The organism is Saccharopolyspora sp. NFXS83 (assembly GCF_026241095.1).
In the GTDB taxonomy this organism is placed as follows: Bacteria; Actinomycetota; Actinomycetes; order Mycobacteriales; family Pseudonocardiaceae; genus Saccharopolyspora_C.
In genome coordinates this window covers 1-16,466 of sequence record NZ_JAPFGB010000018.1, presented here as the reverse complement: position 1 = coordinate 16,466, position 16,466 = coordinate 1, and the positions used below count along the sequence as shown (strand labels likewise).

The window sequence follows — 16,466 nt, the reverse complement described above, 5'->3', positions numbered from 1 at the left end:
GCACACAGATCAGGGGGTACTCACTTCTTGTCGAAGGCCTGTTTCCAGGACTCCGGGCTGGTCAGCTCCGGCAGCGCCGCGCGGTAGACCTCGCGCAGCCGCGGCCATTCGCGGGCCAGCTTGCGGTAGTTCGCCAGCGCGCGGAGCCCGAGCCTGCGGAACTCCTCGGGGTCGCGGCGGCGGAACGACACGCCGCTGCCGTCGGCGTTGGACACCGTCGCGCTGTCCAGCGCGCCGAGCAGGAACCAGCGGGCGCTGTCGGCCGGGATGTTCAGCTGCGGGCGCTCGCCCGCCGCCTGGTCCGGCTCCTTGAGGTTGTGCAGCAGCGCCTTCGACGCGCGGGCCGCGATGATCGCCGGGTTCACCGGTGGCTTCAGCAGGCCCTCGGCCATGATCGGGTCCGCCGAGGGCGGCGGGAACTCGCGGGCCGAGGGCAGCGTCTTCGCGTCGTCGTAGTGCTTGCGCAGCTCCACCACGTCCGGGCGGGCGGTGTGCAGCGAGTCGAACAGCTCGCCAGGCCCGGCCATGAAGTCCTCGATGGCCTTCTGCTGCACCGCCACCGTCGAGTACTCCATCGACAGCAGGTGCCGGAGCGTCAGCTTCAGGCCTTGCTTGACCAGGACCTGCCGCACCTCTTCCGGGCTGTGCAGCGCGGCCATGACCAGCCGGTTGCGGGTGTGGAAGTAGGCCGTCCAGTCCGTGGCGTCGTTCTTGTCCGTCCACGGCATGTGCCAGATCGCCGCACCCGGCAACGTGACCGTCGGGTACCCGTTCGCGCCGGCGCGCAGCGAGTACTCCGAGTCGTCGAACTTGATGAACAGCGGTAGCGGCAACCCGGAGTTCTCGATGACCTCACGCGGGAACAGGCACATCCACCAGCCGTTGTAGTTCGCGTCGATCCGCTTGTGCAGCTTCTTGCTCTTGCGCAGCGGGGTCTTCGCGAAGTCGTGGTCGGTGACCGCACCCGGCGCCGGACGCCAGATGCCGATGCCGACGTCGACGACCTCGCCCATGCTGTGCAGCCGCGAGCGGGCCTGCAGGTTCAGCATGTGCCCGCCGACGATCACCGGGTTGGTGGCCGCGCGGGCGAACGCGTTGGCGCGCAGCACGCTGTCCGGTTCCAGGGCGATGTCGTCGTCCATGAGCAGGACCTGCTCGGCGTCCGAGTTGTACACGCCCTCGTACATGACGCGGGTGAACCCGCCGGAGCCGCCGATGTTGGCCTGCTCGATCACCTGGAGCTTGTCGCCGAGCCGCTCGGCGGCCACGTCGAAGCCCTCGGTGTCGCGGATCTTCTGGCCGCCCTGGTCGGCCACGACGACCTTCTCCACCACGTCCATGACCTGGGGGTCCTCCCCCAGCGTCTGCAGCGCGGTGACGCAGTCGGCCGGGCGGATCGTGGTGGTGCCCACCACGACCCGCTGGCGCGGCAGCTCGACGTCGGTGGTCCAGGCCGCCTCGTCGATCTCCAGCGCGCTGTCGTTGGTGAACAGGTCGAACCAGATCCAGCCGCCGTCCTCGAACGGCTGCAGCGAAACCCGGAACTCCAGCCACGTCCACGACTTCGGGCTGGCGACCGGCGCACCTTCCAGGTGCACGCTGTCGCCGTTGGCCTTCGAGCGGTAGACGTCGAGCCGACCGGCCCCCTTGACCTTCAGCCGCAGCACCACTTCGCCGACCTTCGTCCACCGCTTCCAGTAGCTGGCGGGGAAGGCGTTGAAGTAGGACGCCAGCGAGATCTTGGAGTGCGCGGGCACCTTGATCGAGCGCCGGTTCACGACGGTCGTGGTGCCGGTCTGCGGCTCGTCGATGTAGAGCGCGCGCACGTCCAGCGGGTCCTCACCGCGCGGGAACACCACGCGTTGCAGGACCTGCTCGGCTGCGACCTTGCGGCGACCGCCGGAGCGGACCGAGGTCACGTCGCTGACTTTGCTCTCGCCCGCGGCTGCGGGTCCGGTCTCGGCGCGCTTCGCGGCGGCCGAGGACTCGTCGGGGGTCCGGTCGGTCACGTCAGTCCTCCAGCGAGCCGTCCAGCGAACGGCCCTCGGTGAAATAGGGGGTGAGCTTGTTGTCGAACATGCTCAACGCCGAGCCGATCGCCATGTGCATATCGAGGTACTTGTAGGTGCCCAGCCGACCACCGAAGAGCACCTTGCGCTCCTTGGCCTCGGCCTTCGCCCGCTCCCGGTACGCCTCGAGCTTCACCCGGTCATCGGAGGTGTTGATCGGGTAGTACGGCTCGTCGCCGCTCTCGGCGGCCCGCGAGTACTCCCGGACGATGACCGTCTTGTCCTTCGGGTGCTTGTGCTCCCGCTCGGGGTGGAAGTGCCGGAACTCGTGGATCCGGGTGTAGGGCACCTCTTCGTCCGCGTAGTTCATCACCGGCGTGCCCTGGTAATCACCAGTGGCCACGACCTCCGACTCGAAGTCGAGGGTGCGCCAGCCCAGCTCGCCCTCCGAGTAGTCGAAGTAGCGGTCCAGCGGGCCGGTGTACACCACGGGCACGTCGGCGGGCAGCTCACCGCGGACGTCGAAGTAGTCCGTGCTGAGCTTGACGTCGATGTTCGGGTGGTCCGCCATCTTCTCCAGCCAGGCCGTGTAGCCGTCGACCGGAAGACCCTCGTAGGTGTCGTTGAAGTAGCGGTTGTTGAAGTTGTAGCGAACCGGCAGCCGGGTGATGTTCGCCGCGGGCAGTTCCTTCGGGTCGGTCTGCCACTGCTTGGCCGTGTACCCGCGCACGAAGGCCTCGTACAGCGGGCGGCCGATCAGGGAGATCGCCTTCTCCTCGAGGTTCTGCGCATCGGCGGTCTCGATCTCCGCCGCCTGCTCGGCGACCAGCGCCTTGGCCTCGTCCGGGGAGAACGCGCGACCGAAGAACTGGGCCAGCAGTCCCAAGTTCATCGGGAACGAGTAAATCTGTCCCTCATGACGGGTGAACACCCGATGCTGGTAATCGGTGAAATCCGTGAACCGGTTGACGTAGTCCCACACCCGTTTGTTCGAGGTGTGGAACAGGTGCGCGCCATAGCGGTGCACCTCGATACCGGTTTCCGGTTCCGGTTCCGAATAGGCGTTGCCGCCGATGTGGTCACGTCTGTCCAGCACCAGCACCCGCTTGTCCAGCTGGGTGGCGGCGCGCTCTGCGATCGTCAGTCCGAAGAATCCGGAACCAACAACGATCAGGTCATAGCCTGCGAAGCTCACAGTCGTCGAGGGTAGCGGCCAGCCACCCGCGCCCGGAAACCGCGTTGAGGTTCCCGTCCCGATCCGACTACCACCCGTGTTTTCGCTGGCCATCCGGGTGGCGGCGAGTCCGATCAGGACGGATTGCGCACCACGAACAGTAACATTCCTGCACCCTCCGGAGTCATCGGGCCGATCAATGTCGCTCTGGTCGGCGACGGGCCCGGCGAGTCGGATTGGGTAGTATCGGCGCCCCCCACGACAGCCCCTCGAGCGAGAAGGTGATCCGAAGCGTGACTCGGGCCCGCGACGGCCGGTACCTGCTGGTCACGGCGATCATCCTGGAAGTGCTGGCGATCTGGTTCGTCCACTGGATCGACACTCGTGGCTATATGGACACCGAGATTTACCGGCTCGGTGCCCGAGCGTGGCTGAACGGTTACGAGGTCTACGGCAGCGACCTCACTCCGGAATCCCCGGAGAGCGGGACCCTGCCGTTCATCTACCCGCCATTCGCCGCAATCCTGTTCACCCCGCTGTGGTGGTTATCCGAGGACGGCGCCGTGGTCGCCATCGCGGTGATCTCACATCTGTCGATCCTGGTTACCGCATATTCACTGGCCCGTTCCTCGACATATCTGGCATCCCGGGCGGGTCTGGTGGCGGTGGCCACCGCGGCGCTGCTGCCGTTCATGACGATCATCGAGCCGACTCGGGACACGCTGAACTACGGGCAGATCAACCTGCTGCTGATGGCGCTGGTCGCCGCCGACTGCCTGCTGCCGCGCACCCGGTGGCCGCGCGGGCTGCTGGTGGGCATCGCCGCGGCCATCAAGCTCACCCCGCTCGGGTTCCTGCTGCTGTTCCTGCTGCGCAAGGACTTCCGGGCGATGTCCATCGCGGCCGTCACCTTCGCCGCGACCGTGCTGCTGGGCCTGCTGGCGGCACCGAACGACTCCGCGGACTGGTGGCTGGACAAGATGTGGTCCACCGGCGAGGAGACCGGCGCGGTGTACGCGGGGAACCAGACGCTGCGCAGCCTGCTGGCCAAGCAGGAGCTGACCGGCGCGCCGCTCGATTCGCTGTGGATCGCTGGCTCGGTGCTGCTGCTGGTCCTGGCCGTGCTGGGCATGCGCTACGCGCTGCACACCCGCAACGTGCCGCTGGCGCTGATCATCAACGCGGTGCTGGTGCTGATCGTGTCGCCGATCTCCTGGTCGCACCACTGGGTGTGGGCCGGGCCCGCGCTGGCGCTGATGTTCGCGATGGCCTGGTGGCACCGCTGGTACGGGGTGCTGCTGTACGCCGGTCTCTGCGCGCTCACCGTCCTGGTGGCGCCGCACTGGTACCTGCCCTACACCAACGACCGGGAGTTGGACTGGACGTTCTCGCAGCAGGTCGTGGGCAACTCCTACCCGCTGCTCGGGATCGGGTTCCTCATCGCCTGCGCCGTCGCCTACGCGCTGCACCGGCCGCGGCGGCCCGCCGAGCCGCGCACCGAGCAGGTGCCCGCCGGGGTGTAGCCCGGACGCCGTGTTCGCCTCTCCAGCCCGAACACGGCGCACCGTCGATGTTCATCCGAACTTCACCCGCGTCCGCCGAATCCGGCGGCCCTGCTCACCACCAGCGTTCCAGCACCTGGGCCACGCCGTCCTGGCTGTTGCAGGTGGTGACCTCGTCGGCGACCTCCAGCACGCCCGGATGCGCGTTGCGCATCGCGACGGCGTGGCCGACCCAGTCCAGCATCGGGATGTCGTTGGGCATGTCGCCGAACCCGATCACCTCGTGCCGGCCGACCCCGATGTCGTCGGCGACGGACGCGAGCCCGCTGGCCTTGTCCACCCCCTGTAAGGACAGCTCGACCGGGCCGCCCATCATCGAGCAGGTCAGGTGCAGGCCGGCGCCGAGCACCTCCTCCACCGCCGAGGCCAGGTCGATGTCGAGCCGGTCCTCGTGCAGCACCATCAGCTTCACCGCGGGCCGGCCGAACAACTCGCCGTCGTCGACCACCCGGATGTCCCGGTTCGGCCACACGCGGTGGAAGCCCGCCTCCGCCAGGAACTGCTCGGCCACGTCGTCGCGGGCCCGCCGGGTGGAGCGCTCGACCGCGAACGTGCAGCCGGGCAGCGCGTCGCGCAGTTCGCGCGCCGCGTCGCGCAGCCGCACCGGCTCCATCTCGGAGCTGCGCAGCACCTTGTCCGCGGCGGCGTCGTAGACGACGGCGCCGTTGGAGCACACGGCGAGCCCCGCCACTCCCAACCCGTCCACTATCTGCGGCACCCATCGTGGTGGTCGTCCCGTGACCAGCACGAACGGGGTGTCGTTCGCGACGGCGCGCACGGTGCGCGCCGTCCGTTCACTCACGCGGACCGAAGAGTCCAGCAATGTTCCGTCCACATCGGATGCGACCAGCGCAGGTTTGTTCACGCCGGACATGCTGGCGAGGCTGTGACCAGCACGGTGGCCGATCAATCCCGCTTCACCTGAGCGTGTGGATCTTCCCGGTGACCTGCAACACGGACGTGTCGCCGGTCCCGATGCGCGAGAACAGCCCGCACAGGGTCGAACCCTTCCGGGTGGTACCGATACGGTCAGCGGTGTGCGCGTTGGGATTGTGATACTGCCCGAACACCGGTGGTGGGCTGCGGAGCCGCTGTGGCGGATGGCCGAGGAGTACGGCTTCGCCCACGCCTGGACCTACGACCACCTCGGCTGGAGGTCGCTGGTCGACAAACCGTGGTTCGACGCGGTGCCCACGCTGACGGCGGCGGCCACCGCGACCTCCACGATCCGGCTCGGCACCCTCGTCGCCTCGCCCAACTTCCGGCATCCGGTGCACTTCGCGCGCGAGGTCACCGCCCTCGACGACATCTCGGACGGGCGCCTCACGCTGGGCATCGGCGCGGGCGGAGCGGGCTTCGACACCACCGCGCAGGGCGGGCAGCCCCTCCAGCCGGCCGTGCGGACCGAACGGTTCGAGGAGTTCGTCGAGCTGCTCGACAAGATCCTCACCCAGGACAACACCAGCTGGTACGGCGAGCACTACACCGCGGTCGAGGCCCGCCGCGCGCCCGGCTGCGTGCAGCTGCCCCGGTTGCCTTTCGTCATCGCCGCGAACGGCCCGCGCGCCATGCGGCTCGCCGCCCGCTACGGCCAGGGCTGGGTGACCACCGGGAAGAACGAGGGCGGCGACGATCTCGAAGCCTGGTGGCGCGGCGTGGCGGAACTGACCAAGAGGTTCGACGACACCCTGGCCGCCGACGGCCGCGCCCCGCACCGCGTGGCGCGCTACCTGCAGGCCGACGCCGCGCCGAAGTACTCGCTGAGCAGCGCCGAGTACTTCAAGGAAGTGGTCGGCCGCGCCGCCGAACTCGGCTTCACCGACGTCATCACGCACTGGCCCCGCACGGAGTCCCCGTACGAAGGCACCGAGTCCACCGTCGAGGAGATCGCCTCCGAGGTGCTCCCCGAGCTGTGATCGGCCGGCGTTCGCGGGTGTCCGGGCGGCGAGTCCTCAGTGATCGGCCGGAGTGGTCAGCAGGGTTGCTCCGACCGCGAGGAACTCGGCGGGCTCGTCGCCCGGCACCACGAGGCGGTGCCGGACCGTGGACCCGAAGCTGGCGCTGTCGCCTGCTCGCAGCGTCACCGAGTCCTGCTCGAACTCCACCCGCAGCTGCCCGCTGAGCACGTACAACCAGTCGTGCCCCTCGTGCTGCACCGGGCGCACCCCGAGACCGGTCGGCGACAACCGGTAGCGCGCCGCGTACAGGCCCGGCAGCACCGACCGGGGCGTGAGCACCTGCACCGCGAGATCACCCGACTCGACGGTGGGCACCTCGTCACCGCGCATCACGACCGCGGCCGGGCCGGGAACGGCGTCGGTGAACAGCTCCGCCAGCGGCACGTCCAGCACGGCCGCGACCGCCGTCAGCTCCGCCAGCGTCGGGGTGCCGCGCTCCTCCTCGACGTCCGCCAAGCGCTGCTCGCCGACGCGCGCGCTCCCGGCCAGCGCGGCCCGCGACATCTCCCGTTCTGCGCGCAGGCGGCCGATCCGCTCGCCGATCCCGGCGAGCACCCGGCCGACCCGGCCGTCGTCGCGCGAGCCGGGCACCTCAGCTGATCGATCCACGTCCTCCACCATAAGCGCAGGTACCATGCGTCGCCCCGCGCCGAGCCGCGGCGGGTCGCGCTCCGGTGTGCGTGCCGGAACCGGCGGGTAGGCCGAAGAGGAGGAGGTGCGACATGTCCGAGCGATCCACCGCCCGCGCGCTGCTGCGCGAAGCGGGCACGACCTATGCGGAGCAGGCGGGAGCGCCGCTCGCCGACAAGCCGTCGCCGCTGTACCGCCTGCTGGTGCTCTCGGTGCTGCTGTCCACTCGGATCAAGGCCGAGATCGCGGTCGCGGCGGCGCGCGAACTGGGCGAGTTCCCGACGGCCCAGCGGATGCGCGACGCCACCTGGCAGCAGCGGGTCGACGCCCTGGGCCGCGGGCACTACGTCCGCTACGACGAGAGCACCGCGACCGCGCTCGGCCGCGGCGCCGAACTCGTCCTCCACAAGTACCGCGGTGACCTGCGCAGGCTCCGCGCCGAAGCCGACGGGGACGTGCCGAGGATGCGGGAGCTGCTGTGCGAGGTGCCGAGCCTGGGTCCCGTCGGCGCGCACATCTTCTGCCGGGAGGCGCAAGCCGTGTGGCCGGAGCTGAGGCCCTACTTCGACAAGAAGGCGCTGTCCGGAGCCGAGCAGGCCGGGCTGCCGACGGACGTGGACCGGCTGGCCCGGCTGGTCGAGCCGGGCGACTACGCCCGGCTCTCCGCCGCGCTGGTCCGGATCACCTTGGAGAAGGGGCTCCTCGCGGAGATCACCGCCCCGGCCTGACCGGGCGGGGGAAGTCGGCGGGCGCCGGCTCCGGCGCCCCCGGATCACGCGACGGGTTCGAGGACTTCCCGACCGCCGAGGAACGGGCGCAGCGCCTCCGGCACCCGCACCGAACCGTCCGGCTGCTGGTGGTTCTCCAGGATCGCCACGATCCAGCGGGTCGTGGCCAGCGTCCCGTTCAGCGTGGAGGCGATGGCGTTGGGCCCGTCGGCCTCGCGGTAGCGGGTGTTGAGGCGGCGGGCCTGGAACGTCGTGCAGTTCGACGTGGAGGTCAGCTCGCGGTAGGCCTGCTGCGACGGCACCCACGCCTCGCAGTCGAACTTCCGCGCCGCGCTCGCCCCGAGGTCGCCCGCCGCGGTGTCGATCACCCGGTACGGCACCTCGATCTTCGCGAGCATCTCCTCTTCCCAGGCCAGCAGCCGCTCGTGCTCGGCGCGCGAGTCCTCCTCGCGGCAGTAGACGAACATCTCCAGCTTGTTGAACTGGTGCACGCGGATGATGCCGCGGGTGTCCTTGCCGTAGGAGCCGGCCTCGCGCCGGAAGCACGTCGACCAGCCCGCGTAGCGCAGCGGCTGCTCGGCCAGGTCGAGGATCTCGCCCGAGTGGTACCCGGCCAGCGGCACCTCGGAGGTGCCCACCAGGTACGCGTCGTCCTCTTCGAGCCGGTAGACCTCGGTGGAGTGCGAGCCGAGGAAACCGGTGCCCTCCATGATCTCCGGGCGGACCAGCACCGGCGGCACGACCAGGGTGAACCCGGCCGCGGTGGCCTGCGCGGCGGCCATGTTCAGCAGCGCCAGCTCCAGCTGCGCGCCGATGCCGGTGAGGAAGTAGAACCGGGCGCCCGCGACCTTCGCGCCGCGCTCCATGTCGAACGCGCGCAGCCCCAGGCCCAGGTCCAGGTGGTCGCGCACCTCGAAGTCGAACTCGCGCGGCGTGCCCACGTGCTTGAGCACGACGTAGTCGTCCTCGCCGCCGGGCGGGGTCTGCGGCTCGATGATGTTCGAGACCTTCTTCTGCGTGCTCAGCAGCTCCGCGTCGGCGTCGGTCTGCGCCGCCTCGGCCTGCTTGACCTGCGCGGAGAGGTCCTTCGCGCGGGCCAGGAGCTCGTCGCGCTCGTCGCCCTTGGCCTTGCCGACCTGCTTGCCCAGCTGCTTCTGCTCGGCGCGCAGCGTGTCGGCGCGGGACACCGCTGACCTGCGACGCTCGTCGGCGGAGAGCAGCGCGTCCACGAGGGACACGTCCTCACCTCGGGCGCGCTGCGAGGCGCGCACGGCCTCCGGATCTTCGCGAAGCGTCTTCAGGTCGATCACAGCTGGTGAGCCTAGCTGGCCCGGTTCTTCCCGAACCCCGCTGGGGTCGCACGCGGGTCGAACCGGGCCGGGTCAGGAACCGGGGATGCGGTGCGGGACGAAGGCGGCGCCGTCATCGGTGATCAGGCCCGCGGTCTCCCGGATGCCGAGGCCCGCCGCGGAGTCGCCGACGACCCACGCGCCCAGTGCGGGGCGCATGCCGTCGAACTCGGGCAGCGGGTCGAACGCCTGGTAGACGTAGCCCTCCTCGCCGTAGAAGCCGCCGGTCTCGGTCTCCCAGCCGGGGGCGACGACGGTGATGTTGTTGCCTTCGCGGCCCAGCCGCGGCTTGCGCACGTACTCAGTGAGCAGCCCGGGCTGGTCCAGGAACGTCGGCAGCAGGTTCGGGTGCCCGGGGTACATCTCCCACAGCACCGCCAGCAGCGCCTTGTTCGACAGCAGCATCTTCCACAGCGGCTCGATCCACTGCGTCGCGGGCAGCGCGTTCACCGCGTGGCGGCCGAAGTCGTCGTCGACCATCCACTCCCACGGGTAGATCTTGACGACCGAGTTCATCGGCGCCTCTTCGAGATCCACGAACCGCTCCAGCAGCGGATCCCAGCCGATCTCCTCGATCGACATGCCGACCGTGTCCATGCCGGCCTCGGCCGCGGTCTCCTGCAAGTAGGCGGAGGTGATGTTGTCCTCGCCGCTGGTGTCGGAGCTCGACCAGGTGAAGTGCACTTCGCGGGTGGCGAGCTGGTCGCTGATCTCGCTCCAGCGCTCCACCAGCTTCTCGTGGATCGAGTTCCACTGGTCGTCGCCCTCGTGGCACTCGGTCAGCCAGTTCCACTGCACGACCGCCGCCTCCAGCAGCGAGGTCGGCGTGTCCGCGTTGTACTCCAGCAGCTTCGCGGGGCCTGATCCGTCGTAGCGCAGGTCGAACCGGCCGTAGAGGTGCGGATCGTGCCGCTTCCACGACTCGGCGATCTTCGGCCACACCCATTCCGGGATGCCGAAGTCCTTGTAGCGCTCGGTCGTGACGACCTGGTCCACCGCGTCCAGGCACATCGACTGGAGCAGCTCGACGTCGGCCTCCAGCGAGAGCACCTCGTCCAAGCTGAACTCGTAGTGCACGCCCTCGTCCCAGTAGGGGCGCTGCGAGCCGTCCGCCGCGCGTGCCGGGGTGCCGAACACCAGTCCTAGTTCTTCGACCTTGCGCTGCCAGTCCGGCCGACGCTCGGTTGTCCTCCGACGCACTCGTTCAGCTCCCGCTGCTGCCGCTCTTGTTGCTGATCCCGAAACCGCCGCGCTGCACCGTCTGGCCCTTGGTGTTCTTGATGTTCGCGTCGGCGGGCTTGTTGAAGCTCGATCCGGACACCGTCTGTCCGGGCGTGGGCGCCGGCGAGCCGGGCGGGGTGTAGCCGTACCGGTAGGAGTTGTACCCGCCGATTCCGCCGCCGGGCAGGAAGATCGGCATGAAGAACATGCCGCCGGAGCTGTACCCGCCTTGTTCCCGGACGTAGTTCTCGTCGCAGAGGTCGGGGTTCTGGGCCACCTCGCCCTGCTTCTCGGCAGCGCAGTACTCGTGGACCGCGTTCTGCTCCGCGCTGTAGGCCGAACCCGAGTAGAACGCCGCGACCAGCGCCACCACGCCGACCGTGACGCCGCCACCGACCATCACGCGACGACGCTTCTGCGTCTTGCTCTCCTGCTCGGCGAGGGCGGCCTGGGCCTGCTCCTCCTGGCGCTTCTCCGCCGCGATGCGAGCCCGCTTCTCGGCGAGCGTCGGTTCTCGCGGCGCCGTCGACTCGTCCTGGTAGCGCATTCGGCCGCGGGCCTGGCCCGCGGCCTCGCCCTGCTGCTCGCCGCCTGCGTTCGCCTGCGTCACGTCGTCAGCGGACCCGCCCGTCGAGGGCTGGTCGCTGCGCTGCGGCCCGTCCTGGTCTGCCAATGGTCTGCCATCTTCCGTCATAGCCCACTCCCAGCAGCAACACTACCCACCGTGCCCCCGCCCGGGGTACGCCTTGATGTGACGCAGCCGGACACGAATCGGTTTCAAGTCGATGCGTGAGCGCTTGAGCACACCGCGGGGCCGACAGGCATGATGTGATCGATGGCCGAGCGCAGCGACACCCAGAAGCACCGCCGGAAGCCCAACACCCGGCTGGTGATGATCGCCGCCGCCATCGGTGGCGCACTCGTTCTGCTGATCAGCGCCTTGCTGAACACCCCGACCGGGGGTGGCGGCTCCGGCATCGGCGGCCCCGGCCGCGAGGGCGCCTCGCCCGCCACGCCGCCCGTGTTCGAGGCGAAGGCGGGCACCTGCCTGCACTGGACCGAACCGGACGCGGCGGACATCCGCCAGGTCAAATGCGGCGAACGCCACCTCTTCGAGGTCACCGGCAAGGCCGATCTGAGCGCCGATTTCGCGAACACCGCCCCGTACCCGAGCGCCGAGCAGTGGGAGCAGCTCAAGCAGGAGCGCTGCACCGCCGTCTCCCAGCAGTACCTCCGCGGGCGGTTCGACCCGAACGGGCGGTTCTCCGTCGGCGCCTTCACCCCAAGCCAGCAGGGCTGGGGATCCGGGGATCGGAAGCTGCACTGCGGGCTCCAGCAGCCCGGCCCGTCCGGGAAGCTCTACGCCAGCAAGGGCACCGTGGCGAGCCAGGACCAGTCGAGCACCTACGAGGTCGGGCGCTGCCTCGGCATCAACGGCACCGACGTGTGGGACTCGGTGGACTGCGCGCAGCCGCACTCGGTGGAGATCACCGGCGTCGTCGACCTCGGCACCGAGTTCCCCGCCGAATACCCGTCGGAAGGCGATCAGGACGGATTCCTCGCGACCCGGTGCGGCGAGCTCACCGCCGAGTACGCGGGCAGCCCGACGGCGGTGACGGACAAGAAGCTCGTGGCCTACTGGGACACGCTGCCGCAGGAGAGCTGGGACGCGGGCTCGCGGCAGGTCAACTGCAAGGCCAGCGCACAGCTGCCCGACGGCAGCGGGCTCGCGCCGATCACCGGCAGCGTCAAGGGCGACGTGCAGGTCGGCCAGGAACCCGCCCCGCAGGACACCGCGCCGATCGAGCCCGGCGTCCCCGCCGTCGGGGAGCGCTGATCCCGATGCCGGTGGAGATGACGCGGGTGCGCTTCGAGGAGCTCGTCGCCGACGCCCTGGACCTGGTGCCCGAGCAGTTCGCGACGGCGATGAACAACGTCGTGGTGCTCGTCGAGGACCACAACGCGGACGATCCGTCGCTGCTCGGCCTGTACTTCGGCATCGCGCTGACCGAACGAGAGGAGAGCAACTACGCGGGCGTGCTGCCGGACCGGATCTCGATCTACCGCGAGCCGCTGCTGGAGATGTGCGACAGCGAGGACGAGGTGGTCGACGAGGTGGCGATCACCGTGGTCCACGAGATCGCCCACCACTTCGGCATCAACGAGGACACCCTGCACGCCCTCGGCTGGGGCTGACCGACCTGGCGATCAGTCGGGCATGTCGTCCCACTGGACGCAGCGCCAACCGGTCGCCGCTCCCGAATCCGCTTCGAGGACGATGACCCCGGTGTTGGGCAGGTACGCCTCGCTGGAGCGCCGCGCGGAGATCTCCCCGGCCAGCCGCTTCGCGACCAGCCGCACCATCGCGCCGTGGCTCACGAGCACCACCGAGCCGGTCGTCACGTCGTCCAGCACCGGCTGCGCGGAGTCGAAGAACCTGGTCAGCGCTTGGGTTCCGGTCTCGCCGCCGGGCATCGGCCGGTCCGGTTCGCCGTGGTGCCAGCCCGCGTAGATCTCGTCGAACAGCGCGCGGGACCGCTCGTCGCCGAGCCCTTCCAGGTCGCCCACGAAGACCTCGTGGGTGCCGTCGGCGATCCGCACGTCGAGGCCGTGGCGGGTGGCCGTCGGCAGCGCGGTCTCCTGCGCCCGCAGCGCGCGGCTGGCGTGCACCGACAGCACCTTCTCGGTGGCCAGCCGTTCCGCGAGGTCGTCGGCCTGCCGCTTGCCCAGATCCGTGAGTCCGGGGCCGGGCGGGCGCGTGTCGAGCACTCCTCGCACGTTCGACGGCGTCTGGCCGTGGCGCACCAGCACCAGGCGCAGACCGTCGGCGTGCGCGCGCAACACCGGGCTCATGCGACACCTCCTTCGCGCAACCGCGCCAGCCAGCGGGCGGATGCTTGGAACGCCTGCTCGGAAGCGGACGGCCGGACGTTCGCCGGCGAGTGGTCGGCCTTCGGGTAGGAGCCGAGGAAGCGGACTTCGCTGCAGCGCCTGCGCAGGCCGCTGAGCGCATCCCCGATCCGGGCGTCGGCCACGTGCCCGTCGAAGTCGAGGAAGAACCGGTACTCGCCTAGGCGGTCCTTGGTGGGCCGGGACTCGATGCGGCTGAGGTTGATGCCGCGCAGCGACAGCTCCAGCATCAGCTCGGTCAGGGTGCCGACCTCGTCGGCGATGACTGCGGCGATGGAAGTGCGGTCGGCGCCGGTCGGTTCGGGCAGCGCGCCCGGCCTGCGCAACAGCAGGAACCGGGTGATGGCGTCGGGCGTGTCGGCGATGCCGCGAGCGACGGCGCTGAGGCCGTCGAACAGCTCGATCGCCAGCGGTGAGGCGATGGCCGCGTCCAGTTCGCCGTCGGCGACCTCCTTCGCGGCAGCCGCCGTCGAGGAGGCCATCCGCACGTCCGCTTGCGGCAGGTTCGCCGCGAGCCAGCCGCGGACCTGCGCGATGGCGTGCGGGTGGCTGGCCACGGTGCGCACCTGATCGGCGGTGACGCCCGCGCGCACCAGCACGTCGAACTGCACCGGCACGGTCGCCTCGGCCACCGCGATCAGCGGATCGCCGCTGATCAGCGCGTCGAGCGTGGCGGGCACCGACCCCTCCACCGAGCTCTCCACCGGCACGCCGGCGGCGAGCACCTCGCCGGAGCGCAGCGCGGCGAGCGCCTGCGGCACGGTCTCGTAGGGCAGCAGGTCGGCGTCGAAGCCTTCGGTGAGGACCCGGGTCGCCTGTTCGGTGAAGGTTCCCGGCGGCCCCAGGTAGGCGATGTGCGGCACGGGCACCAGCCTACGGCCCGCGCTGAACCCCTCCCCCGACCCCGGATCGGTGATCATCTTTCCCCGAAGGTGTGACCTACCCAATTACATTCAGTCGTCCGTTCCTGCGATGCTGTGCGGGTGACCGCGGATTCGGAGCGCTCATCAGACCGAGCGGAACCGGAGCTCCGGCTCGTCCTCTGCGCCTTGGACGAGCCGCTGACGGCAGCATGGCGCGATGTCGCCACCGACCGCGACAACCTCGACGTCCACCAAGGATCGGTGCTCGACCTGCGGGTGGACGCGGTGGTGAGCCCGGCCAACTCGTACGGGTGGATGCGCGGCGGGGTGGACGCCCTGTACTCGCGCGCCTTCCCGAACGTGGAGGAGTCGGTGCGCAGCGCCGTGCTCGCGTACCACGGCGGGGAACTGCCGGTCGGCGAGGCGCTGCTCGTGCCCACCGGAGCTCCGTCGCCCGCCTGGCTGGTCAGCTCGCCCACCATGCGCACTCCGGGCGAGGTGCTCCCGTCCGACACCGTGCACCCGTACCTCGCGGCGCGAGCGGTGCTGCGGCTGTGGACGCACGGCGTGCTGGAGAACGGGATGCGGGTGCGCGACGTCGTGCGCACCATCGCGCTGCCCGGCCTCGGCACCGGCGTGGGCGGAGTGAACCCGCGCCTGTGCGCCCACCAGGTCGCCGCGGCCTGGGACGAGATCTTCGCCCGCGCCGACCAGAACTGATCTCCGTCCCGCACTGTCCTGCCGGCGTCTTGCCAACGGCGAAGCCGCTGATCAGCGATCCGGCGAGCAACCGCCACCGCAGCGGGTTCTCAGCCGTCTTCTCGCGAGGACGGCTTCCTCCCTCGTGGCGGAGCCACTCGGGGGGACGATCCCGCAGCGAGAAGACGGCTGAGGTTCCGCCACCCGATCACTCCGAGGCGTTCCGGGCGCGGATCGTGACCTTGGTGGGGGTCGCCTGTTCCAGCGCGCCGCGGACCCGGACCTCCAGGACGCCGCGGTCGTAGTCCGCTTCGACCTGGTCACCGGTCACGCCCTTCGGCAGCCGGAAGCGACGGCTGAAGGATCCGCCGCGGAGCTCCCGGACCAGCGCGCGCGGTGCTTCCTCGTCGCCTTCGGCCGGAGCCTCCGCGCGGGTGGCGCGGCTGCCGCTGATCGCCAGCGTCCCGTCGGCGACCTCGACCGCCACGTCCTGCTCGACGTCCACGCCGGGCAGGTCCAGCCGGAACACCAGGTCGGATCCGTCCCGCAGCACGTCCGCCGCCGGGGCGAACGCCTGTCCGGAGCCACCGCGACCGGCGAAGGCGCCGCGGATCAGCTGGTCGAACTCACGGTCCAGGCCGGTGAACGCGTCCCAGCCACGAACGGCAAGAGCCATCACTCATCACTCCCTCATCGAAGCCGGGTCATCACCGAATCGGATGCCCGGTCACTGCGGTTACGTGAGTCCCAACGGCTCAACTTTGCGGATTGTTCCCGGCGCAGCGGAGAAGATCCGATTCGATGCCCAGGACCCGCCACAGCGGTCGATGACCAGGACTTCCACCGCTCGCGCGACCGGCAGCGCCACCGCGGAACCGGGAGCACCACGACATCGCCGCCCGAACGGGACGCATCCCGAATGAAGATCAACAGCAGAGCCGGAGCGCGGGCACGCGGCGCGGTACGGTCGGGGCCGCGTCCACTTAGGAGGTCTCATGATCGTCCGCCGTTTGGCCCGTCCGATGCTCGCCGCGATGTTCATCTACGGCGGCATCGGCGCCCTGCGCAATCCCGAAGCGCTCACCAAGACCGCTCAACCGGTGCTGGACCAGACGGTCGGACGGGTCGAGGACTCGCTGCCGGAGCAGGTGCCCACCGACGCGGTGACGCTGGTGAAGCTCGACGGCGCGGTCAAGCTCGGCGCCGGGGTGCTGCTGGCGCTCGGCAAGGCACCGCGGCTGTCCGCGGTGCTGCTCGCGGGCACCTTGGTGCCGACGACGCTCGCGGGCCACCGGTTCTGGGAGCTCGACGACCCGCAGGAACGCGCCGGCCAGCAGATCCACTTCTTCAAGAACCTGGGCCT

17 protein-coding genes are annotated in these 16,466 nt (G+C 70.1%); 7 read left to right on the top strand and 10 right to left on the bottom strand.

Annotation, left to right across the window (positions count from 1 at the left end; translation table 11 throughout):
• Window positions 1-20: 20 nt before the first annotated feature.
• Together OOZ19_RS19690 and glf are read right to left on the bottom strand one after the other, a co-directional pair.
• Window positions 21-2,009, bottom strand: coding sequence for a glycosyltransferase (locus OOZ19_RS19690; protein ID WP_323055159.1), 1,989 nt, complete (start codon window positions 2,007-2,009; stop codon window positions 21-23).
• 1 nt (window position 2,010) lies between these two features.
• Window positions 2,011-3,204 (bottom strand): UDP-galactopyranose mutase, encoded by a 1,194-nt coding sequence (gene glf, locus OOZ19_RS19685; RefSeq protein WP_266091598.1) that lies wholly within the window; start codon window positions 3,202-3,204, stop codon window positions 2,011-2,013.
• A gap of 272 nt (window positions 3,205-3,476) precedes the next feature.
• Between glf and OOZ19_RS19680 the strand changes: the two genes are divergently transcribed.
• Window positions 3,477-4,706, top strand: a complete 1,230-nt coding sequence (locus tag OOZ19_RS19680; RefSeq protein WP_266091597.1) for a glycosyltransferase 87 family protein — start codon at window positions 3,477-3,479, stop codon at window positions 4,704-4,706.
• A gap of 94 nt (window positions 4,707-4,800) precedes the next feature.
• On the opposite strand, the gene OOZ19_RS19675 is transcribed toward OOZ19_RS19680, so the two are convergent.
• Entirely contained in the window at window positions 4,801-5,547 is a 747-nt protein-coding gene (locus OOZ19_RS19675) for an HAD-IIB family hydrolase (RefSeq protein WP_323055158.1), read from the bottom strand.
• 235 nt (window positions 5,548-5,782) lie between these two features.
• Between OOZ19_RS19675 and OOZ19_RS19670 the strand changes: the two genes are divergently transcribed.
• Window positions 5,783-6,661 carry an LLM class flavin-dependent oxidoreductase gene (locus OOZ19_RS19670; RefSeq protein ID WP_266091595.1) on the top strand — a complete coding sequence of 293 codons (879 nt, stop codon included), beginning with the start codon at window positions 5,783-5,785 and terminating at the stop codon, window positions 6,659-6,661.
• A gap of 36 nt (window positions 6,662-6,697) precedes the next feature.
• Here the strand turns inward: OOZ19_RS19670 and OOZ19_RS19665 are convergent, their stop codons facing one another.
• Window positions 6,698-7,312 (bottom strand): helix-turn-helix domain-containing protein, encoded by a 615-nt coding sequence (locus OOZ19_RS19665; protein ID WP_266091594.1) that lies wholly within the window; start codon window positions 7,310-7,312, stop codon window positions 6,698-6,700.
• A 113-nt stretch (window positions 7,313-7,425) separates the two neighbouring features.
• Between OOZ19_RS19665 and OOZ19_RS19660 the strand changes: the two genes are divergently transcribed.
• Window positions 7,426-8,061 (top strand): endonuclease, encoded by a 636-nt coding sequence (locus OOZ19_RS19660; protein WP_266091593.1) that lies wholly within the window; start codon window positions 7,426-7,428, stop codon window positions 8,059-8,061.
• 44 nt (window positions 8,062-8,105) lie between these two features.
• Here OOZ19_RS19660 and serS read toward each other — a convergent pair whose 3' ends face one another.
• The 3 genes from serS to OOZ19_RS19645 form a co-directional block, all read right to left on the bottom strand.
• Window positions 8,106-9,371 (bottom strand): serine--tRNA ligase, encoded by a 1,266-nt coding sequence (gene serS, locus OOZ19_RS19655; RefSeq protein ID WP_266091592.1) that lies wholly within the window; start codon window positions 9,369-9,371, stop codon window positions 8,106-8,108.
• A 72-nt stretch (window positions 9,372-9,443) separates the two neighbouring features.
• Window positions 9,444-10,610 carry a glutathionylspermidine synthase family protein gene (locus OOZ19_RS19650; RefSeq protein ID WP_266091591.1) on the bottom strand — a complete coding sequence of 389 codons (1,167 nt, stop codon included), beginning with the start codon at window positions 10,608-10,610 and terminating at the stop codon, window positions 9,444-9,446.
• 4 nt (window positions 10,611-10,614) lie between these two features.
• Window positions 10,615-11,241 carry a DUF1190 domain-containing protein gene (locus OOZ19_RS19645; RefSeq protein WP_323055157.1) on the bottom strand — a complete coding sequence of 209 codons (627 nt, stop codon included), beginning with the start codon at window positions 11,239-11,241 and terminating at the stop codon, window positions 10,615-10,617.
• Window positions 11,242-11,466: 225 nt separating this feature from the next.
• Here OOZ19_RS19645 and OOZ19_RS19640 point away from each other — a divergent pair, with 225 nt between their 5' ends.
• Together OOZ19_RS19640 and OOZ19_RS19635 are read left to right on the top strand one after the other, a co-directional pair.
• Window positions 11,467-12,468: a septum formation family protein gene (locus OOZ19_RS19640; protein ID WP_266091590.1), complete on the top strand. Its 1,002-nt coding sequence runs from the start codon at window positions 11,467-11,469 to the stop codon at window positions 12,466-12,468.
• Window positions 12,469-12,473: 5 nt separating this feature from the next.
• Window positions 12,474-12,827, top strand: a complete 354-nt coding sequence (locus OOZ19_RS19635) for a metallopeptidase family protein (protein ID WP_266091589.1) — start codon at window positions 12,474-12,476, stop codon at window positions 12,825-12,827.
• Between the two features lie 12 nt (window positions 12,828-12,839).
• On the opposite strand, the gene OOZ19_RS19630 is transcribed toward OOZ19_RS19635, so the two are convergent.
• Window positions 12,840-13,484, bottom strand: a complete 645-nt coding sequence (locus tag OOZ19_RS19630; protein WP_266091588.1) for a histidine phosphatase family protein — start codon at window positions 13,482-13,484, stop codon at window positions 12,840-12,842.
• Window positions 13,481-14,404 carry a prephenate dehydratase gene (gene pheA / locus OOZ19_RS19625; RefSeq protein WP_266091704.1) on the bottom strand — a complete coding sequence of 308 codons (924 nt, stop codon included), beginning with the start codon at window positions 14,402-14,404 and terminating at the stop codon, window positions 13,481-13,483. The genes OOZ19_RS19630 and pheA overlap by 4 nt, the downstream gene beginning before the upstream one ends.
• 120 nt (window positions 14,405-14,524) lie before the next feature.
• Between pheA and OOZ19_RS19620 the strand changes: the two genes are divergently transcribed.
• The gene (locus OOZ19_RS19620) at window positions 14,525-15,124 is read left to right on the top strand and encodes a macro domain-containing protein (protein ID WP_416309466.1); all 600 of its coding nucleotides are present in this window, start codon (window positions 14,525-14,527) and stop codon (window positions 15,122-15,124) included.
• A gap of 187 nt (window positions 15,125-15,311) precedes the next feature.
• On the opposite strand, the gene OOZ19_RS19615 is transcribed toward OOZ19_RS19620, so the two are convergent.
• Complete coding sequence (locus OOZ19_RS19615) at window positions 15,312-15,779, bottom strand: Hsp20/alpha crystallin family protein (RefSeq protein WP_266091586.1); 468 nt, start codon at window positions 15,777-15,779, stop codon at window positions 15,312-15,314.
• A 319-nt stretch (window positions 15,780-16,098) separates the two neighbouring features.
• Here OOZ19_RS19615 and OOZ19_RS19610 point away from each other — a divergent pair.
• Window positions 16,099-16,466: DoxX family protein (locus OOZ19_RS19610; RefSeq protein ID WP_266091585.1), on the top strand; the 368-nt coding region annotated here is incomplete at its 3' end.